This is a genomic window from Micromonospora wenchangensis (genome assembly GCF_002210435.1).
Lineage (GTDB): Bacteria > Actinomycetota > Actinomycetes > Mycobacteriales > Micromonosporaceae > Micromonospora > Micromonospora wenchangensis.
The window spans coordinates 89908-104184 of sequence record NZ_MZMV01000024.1 but is presented as its reverse complement, the minus strand read 5'-3'; the positions used below and the strand labels follow the sequence as shown (position 1 = coordinate 104184).

Genomic DNA, 14277 nt, shown 5'->3' with positions numbered 1-14277 from the left:
GGCCGGCGCGGCGTGCTGCCTCGCCGCCGGTGCCGGCGTCGTGCTCGCCGCCGCCACCGGCCTCGGCGGGCCGGGCGGAGCACCCCGGCCGGTCGCGGCGGCCGGGGCCTGGCAGCCCGGGTGCGTGACCGGTTGCGCCACCGGGGCCGGCACCCCCCGCGCCACCCCGGCATCCCCCACCCGGGTACGCGTGGCGCGGATCGGCGTCGACTCCCCGCTGGCCACCCTCGGGCTGGACCGGGCCGGCACCCTGGTGCCACCGGCAGACTTCACCCGGGCCGGCTGGTACGGCGGCGGCCCGACGCCTGGCGACCCGGGGCCGGCGGTGATCGCCGGTCACCTGGACTCGCGGCGCGGCCCGGCCGTCTTCGCCCGCCTCGGCGAGTTGCGCCCCGGCGACCGGATCGAGGTGTGGCGGGGCGAGCACCGGGTGACGTTCCGGGTCACCGGCACGCTGCGTACGCCCAAGGACGCCTTCCCCACCGCCACCGTGTACGGCCCGACACCCGGCCCGGAACTGCGGCTGATCACCTGCGGGGGCGACTTCGACAGGCGCGTCGGCCACTACCGGGACAACGTGGTGGTCTTCGCCGTCGCCGACCCGCCGGTCGACCCCCTCCCCCGCTCCGCAGCCGGCTGACCCGCCCACCGGCACGGCCCCGCACGCCCCGCCCGCTAGGCTCCGGCGGTGCGACTGACCAGCGTGGACGACGTCCTGGCCGCCGAACGCCGGCTCGCCGGGCGGATCGTCCGGACCCCGCTCCTGCCCTGCCCGCAACTCGGCGACGAGTTCGCGCTCGACGTCGCGGTGAAGGCGGAGAACCTCCAGCACACCGGCAGCTTCAAGGTCCGGGGAGCGTTGAACGCGCTGCTCGCCCTGGCCGAACGGCAGGCGACGCCCGCCGGGCTGACCGCCTTCTCCGCCGGCAACCACGCCATGGCGGTGGCCTTCGCCGGGCGCGCCTTCGGCCTGCCCACCGTCGTCTGCATGCCCCCGCACGCGGTACCCACCAAGATCGAGGCGGTCCGCCGGTGGGGTGGGGAGGTCGTGCTCACCGACGACCTGCTCGCCACCTGCGAGGAGATCACCGCCGAACGCGGTTACCACCTGCTGCCGCCGTTCGACGACCCGGACGTCATCGCCGGCCAGGCCACCCTGGGACGGGAACTGCTGGCCGACGGCCCGCCGCCGGGCCTGGTGCTGGTCCCGGTCGGCGGCGGTGGACTGATCAGCGGGGTGGCCGCCGCCGTCCGCCGGGCCGTCCCCACCGCCCGGATCGTCGGCGTCGAGCCGGCCACCGCCAACGTCGTTGGCCACGCCCTGCGCACCGGTGGCGACGCCCCGGCGACCCGACCGGTCTCGATGGCCGACGGATTGGCCGCCCCGTTCGCCGGCCGACTCACCCTGGCCCACGTCCGGGACCTGGTGGACGACCTGGTGGAGGTCACCGAGGCGGACATCCGGGCCGCCTGGTGGGACCTGATGGCCGCCACCCGGCTGCTGCTCGAACCGGCGGCTGCGGTCACCCTCGCCGCACTGCGCACCGGTCGGGTGACCGCCGCCCCCGGCACCCGGACGATCCTCGTCCTCAGCGGCGGCAACATCTCCCCCACCATGCTGACCACCCTGCCCTGACCCCCACCCTGACCTGGCTCCGACCGTCGCGCGCGATCTTGGAGTTGTGGTGCCGAATTCGCGGGGGTATTAACCCTTTTGCGCCCACCACAACTCCATGATCGACGCGCAGGGTGGGGTGGGGCAGAGGGGTGGGGGTGGGGGTGGGTTAGCGGATGGGGCGGCGGCCGGCGAAGCCGCACTCGACGCGGTGGTACCAGCGCACGTCGGGGTCGCCCTCCAACCAGCACCAGAGCACCGCCCGGCCCTCGTGCTCGCCGGGAAAGTCGAGCAGCACCGGGGCGATCCCCTTGACCTGGATGTCGTGCGAGTTCAGCTCCTCCAGCACGCCGTGCAGCCGGGCCTCCAGGGCCTTGACCTCGGCCCGGCCGCCCAGCGCCGACATCCCCCCGCTGGCCAGGTCGGCCCGTAGCTCGGCCAGGTCGGCCCGGATGCCGATCAACTCGTCGATGCGGGGATGCAGGGTGGCGACCAGGTACCGCGCCTGGGCGAGAGTGAACACGGGGCCAGTATGGGGCACCCGCGTGATCCGTACCGACCCGTCCGCCGGCTTCGCCCGGACCGGGGGTGTCCGGAACGGGCCGGGGGTCCGGGCGGAGCCGGTGGATGAAGGGTCACCACCGACCGTCCACATAGGTCGTATGGTGGCCCGGCCGGCGGGTGCCGACGACGCGGCCGATGGATCATGATCTTCAGGCGCGCGGTCCGTCGCCTCTGCCTCCCGCCGCACGCACCAGTGCATCGCACGACCGAACCAGGAGTCCCCATAGTGATCAACAAGTACCCCGGAACCTGTGGCACCTGCCGAGGCCGGGTGGAGGCCGGGGCCGGACAGGCGCTCAAGCTCGGCGCCGGCTGGACCACTTACCACGACGACTGCGCGCCGGTGGAGGCGGCGCCGCCGCCGGGCACCCACCGCGGGTGGCACCACCTGCCGGTGGTGGGCTTCGACATCGAGACCACCGGCAACGAGCCGTTGGACGCCCGTATCGTCTCCGCCGCGCTGGTGTACTCCGACGGCACGACCAGGCGGTGGCTGGTCAACCCGGGAGTGCCGATCCCGCCCCGCACGACCGAGATCCACGGGATCACCGACGAGCTGGTCCGCAGCGCCGGTACGCCGGCCGGGACGGCGCTGGCCGAGCTGGGCACGGCCGTCGGAAAGGTGATCGCCGACGGTACGCCGCTCGTCGCCTTCTGCGCCCACTTCGACGTCACGACGTTGCACGCCGAGTTGGCCCGGCACGCCCTGCCGTCGCTGGACTGGGACCGCGCCGTCATCATCGACCCCTCGATCCTGCACCAGGAGGTCGAACCGTACCGGTTCGTCGGGCGGCAGCTCGGTGAGCTGTGCAGGTACTACGAGGTGACCCTCGGCTCCGCCCACGACGCCACGAGCGACGCCCGCGCCGCCGTCGAGATGGCGGTGTCGATCGCGGCCCGACACGAACGCATCGCCCGGATGCTCCCCGACGACCTCCACCGGGCGCAGGTCACCTGGTACGCCGCACAGAAGCGCAAGCTCCAGGAGTACTTCGACCGGCGGGGCATCGCCGAGACGGTCAGCCTCGAATGGCCGCTGGAGACCAGGCGACGCCGATAGGACGGTGGGCCGCGCGGATGCCGGTCCGAAGGCCCGACGGGCCGGTCAGCCGGCGGGCTCGGTCGGCAGATGGATCTGCGTCCGCGCCACGCCCCGGCCACCGGGGGACGATGTCACCCGCCGTCCGGAACGACTACGCTCTGCGCCTACGCTGTGCCGGATCTGACATCGAGCCGCCGAGGTGCTGAACGGCCGACCTCGGCGCGATCGGGGGCGAGTGGATGACGATCGTGCAGAAGTGGACCGGCCAGGAAACCCGAGCGCTGCGCCACGCCCTGCGAATGACGGTCGACGACTTCGCCGGGCACCTCGGCGTCAGCAGGCGCACGGTGTGCAAGTGGGAGGCCGGTCGGGAAGCGGTGCAGCCCCGACCGGAGATGCAGGCCGCCCTCGACACCGCACTACGCAGGGCCAGTGATGAGGCGGTGAGCCGGTTCAGCGCTTCGACGGGCGGGAGTACCGCTCCTGCGGTCCCCGGCGGCTACCGTGTCCAGTCCCACAAGTTCATCCCGGCGTTCATCGGGGTAGCGGCAGCGGAAGATCTGGCCAGGTTACCGCAGGTGGATTCGCGCCGGCACGATTGGCTACCTGTGTCCGCTACAGCGGTGCCGCATCCGACCGGTCGGTGCACGGCTCACGTCTTCGCCTGTGGTGTGCTGGTCTTCCACCTGGAACAGGAAGTCGCCCCCACGAACCTGGCGGAACTCGCGGTCTGGCGGTACGCCAGTTACAAAGAGGATCTGCCGTGGGCGGCTCGCCAGATCGAACAGCTATTGTCGGATCAGCTTGAGGGACAAGTGGCGGTGCCAGAGTACGTGATGTCGATGTATCTCCTACGCGAGCCGGGATGTCGTCGCGAGGATCTGGACAACGCGATTCGGTTGTTGAGCCTGCCGTCGGTCCTGGTCGACCGCCACGCGACGCCTCGACCTCGGCCCGTCTCCGAGCAGGTGGAGCGGGGTCTGTTAGCTGACGGATTCGACCAGTTCCCCGCCGAGCCCTTCGGAATCCCCGGCGTGTCCGTCGGCTTCGCGGCCTGGTCAGGTTTGGCCTACCACGCGATCTCGCCGGAGCGGGCCCTCACCGCTGATGAACTGCTCTCGCTTGAGATCGACGTACAGATGCTGTGGACCTACTGCCGGCACATCCAGCGGGCAGTAGAGGAAGGACGAGACCCCGTCATGTCGGAGCGGTTCGGCTGGCGCTTTCTGAGGGGCGCCCACTCCCGGCTTACTACCGCACGAGCGCAGGAGACGGCACAGCACTGCCTGATGCGTCAGGCAGCCGTCACGACCAGCGGCCTACCGGAACGCCTGGCACAAGCCCAGGCGGCGCTGCGCGAGGCCGAGTTGATGAGGGACCGAGGCAGCGCATGAACGGCACTCGGGCGGCGTTGATCGTCATCGACATGCAGAACGGCTTCGTCAACGATCAGAGCCGGCACGTCATCCCCACGGTCGTGAGGCTGGTCGAGCGGTGGGAGGCCACGGGCCGCCCGATCGTCTTCACCCGATACCACAACTACCCGGGCAGCCCCTTCGAGCGGCTGATCCACTGGTCGAAGGTGCAGCACGCACCGGAGACGGAGATCGTGCCCGAGTTACAGCCACACACTGCCCGGGCACGGGCCGTGATCGACAAGCGCATCTACTCGTACTTCACCACCGAGGGAGCCGACATCGCCACCCGGGAGGGCTGGACCGACCTCGTGTTCTGCGGTATCGCCACCGAGAGTTGCGTGCTCAAGTCAGCGGTGGACGCTTTCGAGCGCGATCTCACCCCCTGGCTCGTCACCGACGCCTCGGCGAGCCATGGCGGTCCGGCCGCCCACGACGCCGGCCTGCTGGTTGCCTGCCGCTTCATCGGCGCAGGACAGCTCATCAGGGCCAGCGAGGTGAACGTGGGTGTCGCCTGACGGGTCGGAAGACGCGCCCGCCCGGTGCCAGTGCGGGCGGGCACCGGGCGGGGCCGCCAGGTCGACCGCCCCGGTCTCCGGACAAGATGCCGCAAACCGCTCGCTGCGCGACCTCAGTCGGCCTGGGCGGCGAGTTCGCGGGCGCGGTCGCGGGCGGCTTCCAGCGCCGCCAGCAGCGCCGCGCGTACCCCGTGCTTCTCCAGCTCGCGGACGGCGGAGATGGTGGTGCCGGCCGGGGAGGTGACGGCCTCGCGGAGCTTGACCGGGTGTTCGCCGGAGTCGCGCAGCATCACGGCCGAACCGATCGCGGTCTGCACGATCAGCTCGTGCGCCACCTGCCGGGGCAGGCCGAGCAGGATGCCGGCGTCGATCATGGCCTCGACCAGCAGGTAGAAGTAGGCCGGGCCGGAGCCGGAGAGCGCGGTGACCGCGTCCTGCTGCGACTCGGGCACCCGCAGGGTCGCCCCGAGCGGGGCGAACATCTCCTCGGCCAGGGCCAGGTGTTCGCCGGTGGCGTGCGCGCCGGCCGAGATGGCGCTCATCGCCTGGTCGACCAGGGCCGGGGTGTTGGTCATCACCCGCACCACCGGGGTGCCCTCGGGCAGCCGGCGGCTGAAGAAGCTGGTGGGCAGCCCGGCGCAGAGCGAGACGACCAGCTTGTCGGCCGGCACCTTGGGGCCGATCTCGTCCAGCAGGACGCCGGCGTCCTGGGGTTTCACCGCGATCGCCAGCACGGCCGCCTCGTCGACGGCGGTCAGGTTGTCGACCACCCGTACGCCGTACCGGGTGGCGAGTTCCTCGGCCCGGACGGGTCGGCGGGCGGTCGCCAGCAGCCGCTGTGCCGGCCAGCCGGACCGCAACAGCCCGGAGAGCACCAGCTCGCCGATCTTTCCCGCCCCGATCACCGCGACGGTGTGCCTCGCCGACCCCATGTCACCCTTCCGTCCCGTTCGTCCGGTCCCGTGCCCCTTCCCCTCCGGCAGGGCGGAGGGGAAGGGGTGGGCTGCGATCAGCTGCCGAAGAAGACCTCGGCCTCGTCGTAGCGCTCGATCGGGACGGTCTTCAGCTCACGGGTGGCCTCGGCCAGCGGCACCCGGACGATGTCCGTGCTCTGCATCGCGACCATCTTGCCCCAGTCGCCCTCGTGGGCGGCGTCGATGGCCTGCAGGCCGAGCCGGGTGGCGAGCACCCGGTCGAACGCGGTCGGGGTGCCACCGCGCTGGATGTGCCCGAGCACGACGGTGCGGGCCTCCTTGCCGGTCTTGGCCTCCAGCTGCTCGGCCAGCCACTGGCCGATGCCGCCGAGCCGGACGTGCCCGAAGGCGTCCAGCTCCTGGTTGTGCAGGACCATCTGGCCGTCGAGCGGCTGGGCGCCCTCGGCGACCACGACGATCGGGGCGTACTGGTGCTGGAAGCGCTTCTCGACGTAGCCGGCGACCTGGTCGACGTCGAACTTGCGCTCGGGCAGCAGGATCACGTTGGCGCCACCGGCGAGGCCGGCGTGCAGGGCGATCCAGCCGGCGTGCCGGCCCATGACCTCGACGACGAGGGTGCGGTGGTGGCTTTCCGCGGTGGTGTGCAGCCGGTCGATCGCCTCCATGGCGATGTTGACGGCGGTGTCGAACCCGAAGGTGTAGTCGGTGGCGCCCAGGTCGTTGTCGATCGTCTTCGGCACGCCGACCACGTTGACGCCCAGCTCGTGCAGCTTGGTGGCGACACCCAGGGTGTCCTCGCCGCCGATCGCGATCAGCGCGTCCACGCCCTGCGCGGCGAGGTTCTCCTTGATCCGCTCCACGCCGTTCTCGATCTTGAACGGGTTGGTGCGGGACGAACCGAGGATGGTGCCGCCGCGCGGCAGGATGCCCCGCACCTCGGGGATGCCGAGCGGCTTGGACAGGCCCTCCAGCGGGCCCTTCCAGCCGTCCCGGAAACCCACGAACTCGTGACCGTAAGTAGCGACGCCCTTACGGACCACCGCCCGAATGACCGCGTTGAGACCTGGGCAGTCGCCGCCGCCGGTGAGCACGCCGATACGCATGATCTGCTCATCCTCCTGGAACGTCAGGTGAAGCCCGGATAAGCCCCAGGATATGTGTCCGCTCAGACCATCGGCGTCGTTGCCGGCCCGGGGCGGGCCGTCAGTGCGCACTGTAGTCGGCTCAGGTGTACGCCGACACCGCGCCCCGGCCGGTCCCGCCCACCCGGGCGGCTACCGGTCAGTAGGCGACCTCGTGGTTCTCCCCCAGCTTCGGCGGCGTGCCGGTCACCGCCGCCTTGGCGAACCCGAGCAGGTTGACCACCGTGCCGCCCGGGGAGTCCCAGTACTCCGCCGAGCTGGCGTGCACCTTGAGCAGGGTCAGCCCGGGAGTGTCCAGCCCGTCCGGGAACCACGCCTTGAGCACCGGGTTCCACAGCTGCTCGGCCCGCGCCCGGTCGTACGCCTCCTGGGCGGTGCCGGAGATCGACACCCAGGCGTGGTGGCGCTGGTCGGAGAAGGCGACGTTGACCTCGGGGTTGACCCGGACCTGACGCATCTTGGCCGAGTCGGCGTAGGCGAAGAACCACAGGTCCCCGTCGAACTCGGCCGCCTGCAGCCCCATCGGCCGGCTGAGCATCCGGCCGTCGACCCCGATGGTGGTCAACATGCAGATCCGGGCGTCCCGGATCAGCTCGGTCACCCGCCGCCGGGCGTCGGTGATGGTGGTCGCGTCGTCGGCCATGGCGCACTCCCTCGGATCGGCTCGCCCGGATCCGGTGCCCCGGACGGCACCGGTCAAACCTGCCGATCGTCACGGGCTGTCAGCACCGACGGCCGGACCCACCGGCACCGGACCGCCGCCGCCGGGATCAGGCCCGGACAGGCCACCGCCGCCGGGGTCACCCCGGACGGGCCGTCATCGCCTGCCAGCGGGCCAGGTTGTGCCGGGCGTCGACCAGCGCGTCGTGCCGGTCGGCCGCCGCCTCGGGCAGCCGGGGCCGGCCGAGGTCGTCCCAGAGCTGCCGTAGCTCCTTGGTGAACCGGGGGATCTCCCGGGGCAGCGCCGGCATCGCCCCCCAGAGCTGGGCCAGCACCACGTGGTCGTACGCGGCGTACCAGGCCCACAGCTCCAACTGCTCGCCCGGCCGGTCCCGGATCGGCTCCAGCAGGAACTCGTGCAGGTCGTCACGGATCCGGGCCCGGGAACGCCAGGCCCGGTCGGCCGGCGAGGGGAGCTTGTCCAGCACGTTGCGGCGGACCCAGGGCACGGCGCGGGAGTCGTCGAACTCGGTGGAGACCGCGTAGAACTCGCGGCCGTACTCGTCGACGACACCTATCGACACGAGGTCGACCAGCCGGCCGTCCTCGATGAACTCGCAGTCGTAGAAATAGCGGTAGACCATCGCCGCCCATCCTCGCTCACCGCCGGTGACCGTCGACGGGCGGGGCGGGCACCGACGGCACCACACGCACGGCACCCCGCCGACCCCCGACCCGGTGGTCCGCCGCAGCTTGCGCAGGGTCACGGAAAGGTCTAGAGGGGTGTACAGCAAGCGACCGGGCCGTCATGATCTGATGTGTACCGCTACCGGACGCCGAAGCGGTGTGAGTTCACCTCTTGCGGGGCCGTCAGGGTTCACCCGGTGAGCGAAAATTGTGGTCCGTGACCGGGGAGGGGTGGGGCCGTGGACATGCGCCTGCCGGAGCCGGGTGACGCCCTCACGGGGGTGGAGATGTTCGCCGGGCTGGAGCCGGAGGTGCGCCAGCGGGTGATCGCCGCGGCCGTGCCGCGCACCTATCGCAAAGGTCAGTTGCTTTTCGTCGAGAACGATCCCGGCGAGTCGCTGATCGTGCTCCGCCGGGGGGCGGTGGCGGTGTTCCGCACCGCGCCGACCGGGGAACGCGCGGTGCTGTCGGTCATCCGACCACCGGACGTGCTGGGCGAGGTGTCCCTGCTGGACGCCTCCACCCGTTCCGCGTCGGCCGAGGCGATCGAGGACTGCGCGGCGCTCGCCCTGTCCCGCCCGGCCTTCATGGAGCTGGTGCACTCCAACCCGCGCATCCTGGACGCGGTGATGCGCTCGCTGGGCGGCCTGATCCGGCGGCTCACCGAGCAGAACGCCGACCACGTCTTCCTCGACCTGCCCGGTCGGGTGGCCAAGACGCTGGTCCGGCTGGCCGGTGAGAGCCAGGCCCCGATGATCACCATCGAGCTGAACCAGAGCCAGCTCGCCGAGATGGCAGGTGGTTCCCGGCAGAGCGTCAACCAGGCGATCGGCTCCTTCGCCAGTCGCGGTTGGCTGCGTACCGAAGGTCGTCGGATCGTGGTCACCGACGTGGCGGCGCTGCGCCGACGCGCCGGCATGAGCGACCGCTGACCAGGGTTCTTCCCGGGCGGCGACGCCCCGGCGGGTAACCGGGAACACCACACCGGCGCGGCCGGCGGACCGGGGTCCGCCGGCCGCGCCGGTCGTTCACTTGCCGCTGTCGTCGGCCGGCGGGGCGCCCGGCCCCGGTCCGATCTGGTCCGGCGGTGTACCCGGCCCCGGTCCGATCTTCTGTGGCTTCGACGTCGTGGTCGTGGTCGTGCCGGTGTCCGAGGTCGTCTTGCTGTCGGGATTCTCCACCATGCCCTGCTCCTCCATTCTGGCGAGAGTGACCGCGTCGACGTCGACCGTCTCCCCGGGGGACCGGACGGTACCGTCCGGATCGGTCCAGTAGGCGGACAATCGCACCTGCACGGCACTCTCCTGACAGTGAGTTTTCCTCGTGAGGAACACTAGTGGCGGCCGACCAGCCGCAGGGTCCGCCCGCACGTCGGGTACCCGACTGGCCCTCCGCGGCGGGATAATGGGATCTCCTCACGTACGGAGTTCGTCATCGACCTCAAGTGTGGACACTGCTCACGGGCGGCGGCACCGGACGACCGCTTCTGCGGCGGCTGCGGACAGGCGCTGACGCTCACCTGTGCCTCCTGCGGGCACGGCAACAGTCCCGAGGCCAACTTCTGCACGAGCTGCGGGCAGCCGCTGCGTGACCACGCGGTCACCGTGCAGGAGGACCGCCGCCAGGTCAGCGTGCTGTTCATCGACATCGTCGACTTCACCACGTACGCCGAACGGGCCGACCCGGAGCAGGCGCGCAGCCTCCAGCAGGCGTACTTCGCCACCGTCCGCAAGCTGGTCCACCAGTACGGCGGGGTGGTCGAGAAGTACATCGGCGACGCGGTGATGGCGCTGTTCGGCGCCCCGGTCGCCACCGACAACGATGCGCTGCGCTGCGTACGGGCCGGTCTGGAGCTGCAACGGAACCTGGCCCGGCAGGCCGCCGGCCCGCACCCGCCGCTGGGTTTCCGGGTCGGCGTGGCCACCGGTGAGGCGCTGGTCGACCTCTCCGCCACCCGCGACGGCGGTCAGGCGTTCGTCACCGGCGACGTGGTGAACACCGCCTCCCGGTTGCAGGCGCTGGCCCCCACCGGCGGGGTGGTCGTCGACGAGAGCACCTGGTCGGCCACCCGACACGAGTTGGACTACGTCGACCGGCCGCCGGTCACCCTGCGGGGACGTTCCACGGTGAGCCGGATCTGGCTCGCCGTGCGGGCCCGGCCCCGGACCGACCCGCAGGCCGCCGAGCTGACCCCGATGGTGGACCGGGAACACGAACGCGGCCTGCTGGTCAGCGCCCTGCACCGCACGGTCACCGAACGCACCTCCCAGCTCGTCACCGTCTTCGGACCGGCCGGGGTGGGCAAGAGCCGGCTGCTGCGCGAGCTGTCCCGGCACGCCGCCAACCTGCCCGGCCACCGGGTCACCTGGCTGGTCGGGCAGTGCCCGCCGTTCGGCGAGAACGTCACCTACGCCGCCCTGGCGGACATCGTCAAGGGGTGGCTGGGCGCGCCGGACACCGACGACCCGGAACCGCTGCGCGACCGGCTCCGTGACCGGCTGCGCCAGCTCGACGACCCGCACGCCATGCGGTTGGCCGGCGCGCTCGGCCCGCTGCTCGGGATGACCGGGGAACGACTCAATCCGGGTGAGACCGAGGCGGCCTGGCGGCGGTTCCTGCTCACCCTCGCCGGGCGGGGACCGACGGTGCTGGTCTTCGAGGACATGCACTGGGCCGACCAGGCGATGCTCACCTTCGTCGAGCAGCTCGGGGCGGCCGCCCGGGGCGTACCGCTGCTGGTGGTGGCGACCGCGCGGCCCGAGCTGCGGGAGCGGCAGCCGGCCTGGACGGGCACGATCAGCGGCGCGATGTCCATCTCGGTGCCGCCGATGCACGACACCGACATCGACACCCTCTACTCCCTGCTGCTCGGCCAGGCCACCCTGCCGGCGGCCTCGCGGGCACCGCTGATCGAGTTCGCCGACGGCAACCCGCTCTACGCCCAGGAGTACGCCCGGATGCTGATGGACGGCGGGCTGCTGGAGCCGAGCGCCGCCTTCGATCCGGCCGGCACCACCGACATGCCGCGTACCGTCCAGGCGGTCATCGCCAACCGGCTCGACCTGCTCGACCCGGCCGACCGGGCGGTGCTCCAGGCCGCCGCCGTGGTCGGGGTCCAGTTCTGGCCGGCGCCCGTGGCGGCCGCCCTCGGCCGGACGGTCGAGTGGGTGGAGCGGGCGCTGGACCGGTTGCAGCGCCGGGACATGGTCTTCGAGCTGCCCACCTCCACCATGGCCGGTCAGCCGGAGTACCGCTTCCGGCACATCCTGGTCCGCGACGTGTGCTACCAGCGGCTGCCCCGGGCCGAACGGGTGTCGCGCCACCAGCGCACCGCCGACTGGCTGGCCCAGCTCACCCAGGCCGGGCAGCAGGACCTGGCGGAGGTGCTGGCCAACCACCGCTGGACCGCCCACGAGATCGCCCGGACGGTCGGCCTCGACCCCATGCCGTACGCGGTGGCGGCCCGCACCGCGCTGCACCGGGCCGCCCGCCGGGCGTACGAGCTGCACGCGCTGGACAACGCGGCCACGCTGGTGGGCCGGGCGTTGCAGGTCGGCGGGGCGCCCGACCCGGGGCTGGAGCTGTTCGCCGCCCAGCTGGCCCTGTTCCGGGACGGCGACGCGTTCCTGGTCGACGGGGGGACGGAGGCGTTGACCGGGCTCACCGAACGGCTGGCCGCCGTCGGGGACCGGTCCGGCGCGGCCCGCGCCTGGACGCTGCTCGCCACCGCCGCCTGGAGCCGGGCCGACCGGTCCGAGACGCTGCGCTGCCTGCACCGGGCCAACGCGATCTACGCCGAGCTGCCGGAGTCCGAGGAGAAGGCGGAGGCGCTGCTGGAACTGGCCCGGGTCCGGATGCTCAACGCCGAGACCGATCCGGCCTGCGTGGCGGCCTCCGCGGCAGCCGAGCTGGCCGAGCGGCTGCGGCTGCCCGAGGTGCGGGCCAACGCCCGGATCACCCTGGCGGTGGCCCGCTACATGGCCGGCGAGGAGCACGCGTACGCGGAACTGGCCGAGGTGGCCGAGCAGTGCCGGGTGGACCGGCTGGTCAGCCGACGCCGGGCGGTGCACAACCTCGCCTGGGCGGCGCAGGAGGAGGGTGACCTGGCCCGGTCGGCCCGGCTGGTCGACGAGGGGCGTTCGCTGGACCCGGGTGGCGGGCACAGCCTGGCGACCAGCTTCGCCGACAAGTGGGCGCGGGCGTACTACGCCGGGGACTGGGTGGCGGCGCTGGAGCTGGGCACCGAGTCGACCCGGCTGCCGACCGCCGAGTGGGACCTGCACATCGTGGCGGTCTCCGGCTGGATGCGGGCCCTGCGGGCCGACGCCGCCCCGCCGCCGGACGGGTCGGACCCGGGCGCGACGACGCCGGGCGCGACGGCACCGGACGGACCGGACCCGGGCGCGACGACGCCGGACGGGTCGGACCCGGGCGGGACGGACCCAGGGGCGGCCGACGCGGGCACGGCCGGCGCGGGGAAAGGAGTGGCCGGCGCGGGCGCGACCGGCGGAGCGGATGCCGCCGGCGGGGTGGTGGAGCACGATCTGGTGGCCCACGCGCTGGTCGCCGCGCGGCGCAGTGGTTTCCACCGGGTGTTGCAGTCGACGCTGGCGCACGCGGCGCTCTGCCGGGCGGTGCGGGGCCGCCGGGAGGAGGCGATGCGGCTGCTGGTGGAGCTGGACGAGGACTGGAGCCGGACCCGGATGATCCCGTTCGCCGAGTGGGTGCCGGCGGTGGGGCACGTCGCCGCGGTGCTCGGCCCGGACGCCGCCCGGCTGGTGCACGACATGCTTGCCCGGTCGCCCCGGACGACCCCCTGGGTGGAGGCGGCCGGGCAGGCCGCCGACGCCACCCTGGCCCTCGGCGACGGGGACGCCCCACGGGCCGCCCGGCTGTTCGCGGCGGCGGCGGAGCGCTATGCCCGGATGCCCGACACCACCGACCACGTGCTGACCACGGCGCTGTCGGTGCCGGCCCTGACCGTGGCCGACCCCGCGCAGGCGGCGGCCACCCTCGACCGGGTACGTGACTTCGCCGACCGCAACGGGATGCCCGGTCTGGTCCGGCTGGCCGCCCGGGCGACGCCCGACCGGAGCTGACCGGGGTCGGTGATCGACTCACCTGGGCCGACGACGCGGTGTCCGGAAGACCTGATGGCGCTGTTCGGGCCCACAGGAGTCGATCACCCGCGAACGACGGCCCCGGGGCGGTCACGGCCGCGACGGGTCGCCCGCCGACGGGCAGCGAGCCCGCCGGGCGGGGTCCGGGAGAGGTATTCCGCTTTCGCGTGGAATGTGACTTCTTGCGGGTGGGGGGCGAGGGCGCGGCGGGCGGCGGCGACCGGGCCGGCCGCCGGCCGGGGGCACCGGCCCGTCGGCGGGCAGCTCCGGCACCCCGCGTGCCGCAGCCGCCGCACCCGTCGGGTGCGGCGGACCGCCGGTCAACGGCACTACCAGCCGGTACGGCACCGGATTTCCGCCCCGTCCACCGCCGACGGCCCGGGTCGGGGCCGTCCGGACAGGTCGCGGGGGTGGCGGGTGGGCCGCCCGGAGAGCCGCCGCCGGGCCCGCCCGCCGACGACGGAGCCGACGAACCACGAGCGGCGCGCCACAACGCACTCCCGGAACGGGGTGCCGACGTGTCACGATTCAGAGCACGGCGTACGGGGCGCCGACACGACCGCACCGGCAGGTGCGCGG

The 14277-nt window shown here is 72.9% G+C and carries 13 protein-coding genes; 7 read left to right on the top strand and 6 right to left on the bottom strand.

Translation table 11 applies throughout. The features are described from left to right. Positions 1-640: class F sortase (locus tag B5D80_RS16170; protein WP_342747116.1), on the top strand; the 640-nt coding region annotated here is incomplete at its 5' end. Positions 641-688: 48 nt separating this feature from the next. After that, complete coding sequence (locus tag B5D80_RS16165; protein WP_088644704.1) at positions 689-1636, top strand: threonine ammonia-lyase; 948 nt, start codon at positions 689-691, stop codon at positions 1634-1636. Positions 1637-1784: 148 nt separating this feature from the next. Here B5D80_RS16165 and B5D80_RS16160 read toward each other — a convergent pair whose 3' ends face one another. Next, the gene (locus B5D80_RS16160) at positions 1785-2138 is read right to left on the bottom strand and encodes a DUF2203 domain-containing protein (RefSeq protein ID WP_088644703.1); all 354 of its coding nucleotides are present in this window, start codon (positions 2136-2138) and stop codon (positions 1785-1787) included. A 267-nt stretch (positions 2139-2405) separates the two neighbouring features. Here B5D80_RS16160 and B5D80_RS16155 point away from each other — a divergent pair, with 267 nt between their 5' ends. From B5D80_RS16155 to B5D80_RS16145, 3 genes are all read left to right on the top strand, one after another. Continuing rightward, positions 2406-3239 carry an exonuclease domain-containing protein gene (locus B5D80_RS16155; RefSeq protein ID WP_158224193.1) on the top strand — a complete coding sequence of 278 codons (834 nt, stop codon included), beginning with the start codon at positions 2406-2408 and terminating at the stop codon, positions 3237-3239. A gap of 221 nt (positions 3240-3460) precedes the next feature. Further along, entirely contained in the window at positions 3461-4615 is a 1155-nt protein-coding gene (locus tag B5D80_RS16150; protein WP_088644701.1) for a helix-turn-helix domain-containing protein, read from the top strand. Further along, positions 4612-5154: a cysteine hydrolase family protein gene (locus tag B5D80_RS16145; protein WP_088644700.1), complete on the top strand. Its 543-nt coding sequence runs from the start codon at positions 4612-4614 to the stop codon at positions 5152-5154. The genes B5D80_RS16150 and B5D80_RS16145 overlap by 4 nt, the downstream gene beginning before the upstream one ends. Before the next feature lie 113 nt (positions 5155-5267). Here B5D80_RS16145 and proC read toward each other — a convergent pair whose 3' ends face one another. From proC to B5D80_RS16125, 4 genes are all read right to left on the bottom strand, one after another. Then, a complete protein-coding gene (proC, locus tag B5D80_RS16140) occupies positions 5268-6086 on the bottom strand; it encodes a pyrroline-5-carboxylate reductase (protein WP_088644699.1) in 819 nt (272 codons plus the stop codon). 77 nt (positions 6087-6163) lie between these two features. Continuing rightward, positions 6164-7192, bottom strand: a complete 1029-nt coding sequence (locus B5D80_RS16135; RefSeq protein ID WP_088644698.1) for a 6-phosphofructokinase — start codon at positions 7190-7192, stop codon at positions 6164-6166. Positions 7193-7370: 178 nt separating this feature from the next. Then, positions 7371-7874: a pyridoxamine 5'-phosphate oxidase family protein gene (locus B5D80_RS16130; RefSeq protein WP_088644697.1), complete on the bottom strand. Its 504-nt coding sequence runs from the start codon at positions 7872-7874 to the stop codon at positions 7371-7373. 157 nt (positions 7875-8031) lie between these two features. Next, complete coding sequence (locus B5D80_RS16125; RefSeq protein ID WP_088644696.1) at positions 8032-8535, bottom strand: polyadenylate-specific 3'-exoribonuclease AS; 504 nt, start codon at positions 8533-8535, stop codon at positions 8032-8034. Between the two features lie 282 nt (positions 8536-8817). On the opposite strand from B5D80_RS16125, the gene B5D80_RS16120 reads away from it, so the two are divergent. Next, positions 8818-9510, top strand: coding sequence for a Crp/Fnr family transcriptional regulator (locus B5D80_RS16120; protein ID WP_088644695.1), 693 nt, complete (start codon positions 8818-8820; stop codon positions 9508-9510). A 96-nt stretch (positions 9511-9606) separates the two neighbouring features. On the opposite strand, the gene B5D80_RS16115 is transcribed toward B5D80_RS16120, so the two are convergent. Continuing rightward, positions 9607-9873: a hypothetical protein gene (locus B5D80_RS16115; RefSeq protein WP_088644694.1), complete on the bottom strand. Its 267-nt coding sequence runs from the start codon at positions 9871-9873 to the stop codon at positions 9607-9609. A 114-nt stretch (positions 9874-9987) separates the two neighbouring features. On the opposite strand from B5D80_RS16115, the gene B5D80_RS16110 reads away from it, so the two are divergent. Further along, positions 9988-13677, top strand: coding sequence for an ATP-binding protein (locus B5D80_RS16110; RefSeq protein WP_245854640.1), 3690 nt, complete (start codon positions 9988-9990; stop codon positions 13675-13677). Positions 13678-14277: the final 600 nt, after the last annotated feature.

Coding starts and splice junctions, on each gene's coding strand:
- proC (WP_088644699.1), bottom strand. CDS start 6,086: ATGGGGTCGGCGAGGCACACCGTCGCGGTGATCGGGGCGGGAAAGATC.
- B5D80_RS16130 (WP_088644697.1), bottom strand. CDS start 7,874: ATGGCCGACGACGCGACCACCATCACCGACGCCCGGCGGCGGGTGACC.
- B5D80_RS16145 (WP_088644700.1), top strand. CDS start 4,612: ATGAACGGCACTCGGGCGGCGTTGATCGTCATCGACATGCAGAACGGC.
- B5D80_RS16135 (WP_088644698.1), bottom strand. CDS start 7,192: ATGCGTATCGGCGTGCTCACCGGCGGCGGCGACTGCCCAGGTCTCAAC.
- B5D80_RS16150 (WP_088644701.1), top strand. CDS start 3,461: ATGACGATCGTGCAGAAGTGGACCGGCCAGGAAACCCGAGCGCTGCGC.
- B5D80_RS16125 (WP_088644696.1), bottom strand. CDS start 8,535: ATGGTCTACCGCTATTTCTACGACTGCGAGTTCATCGAGGACGGCCGG.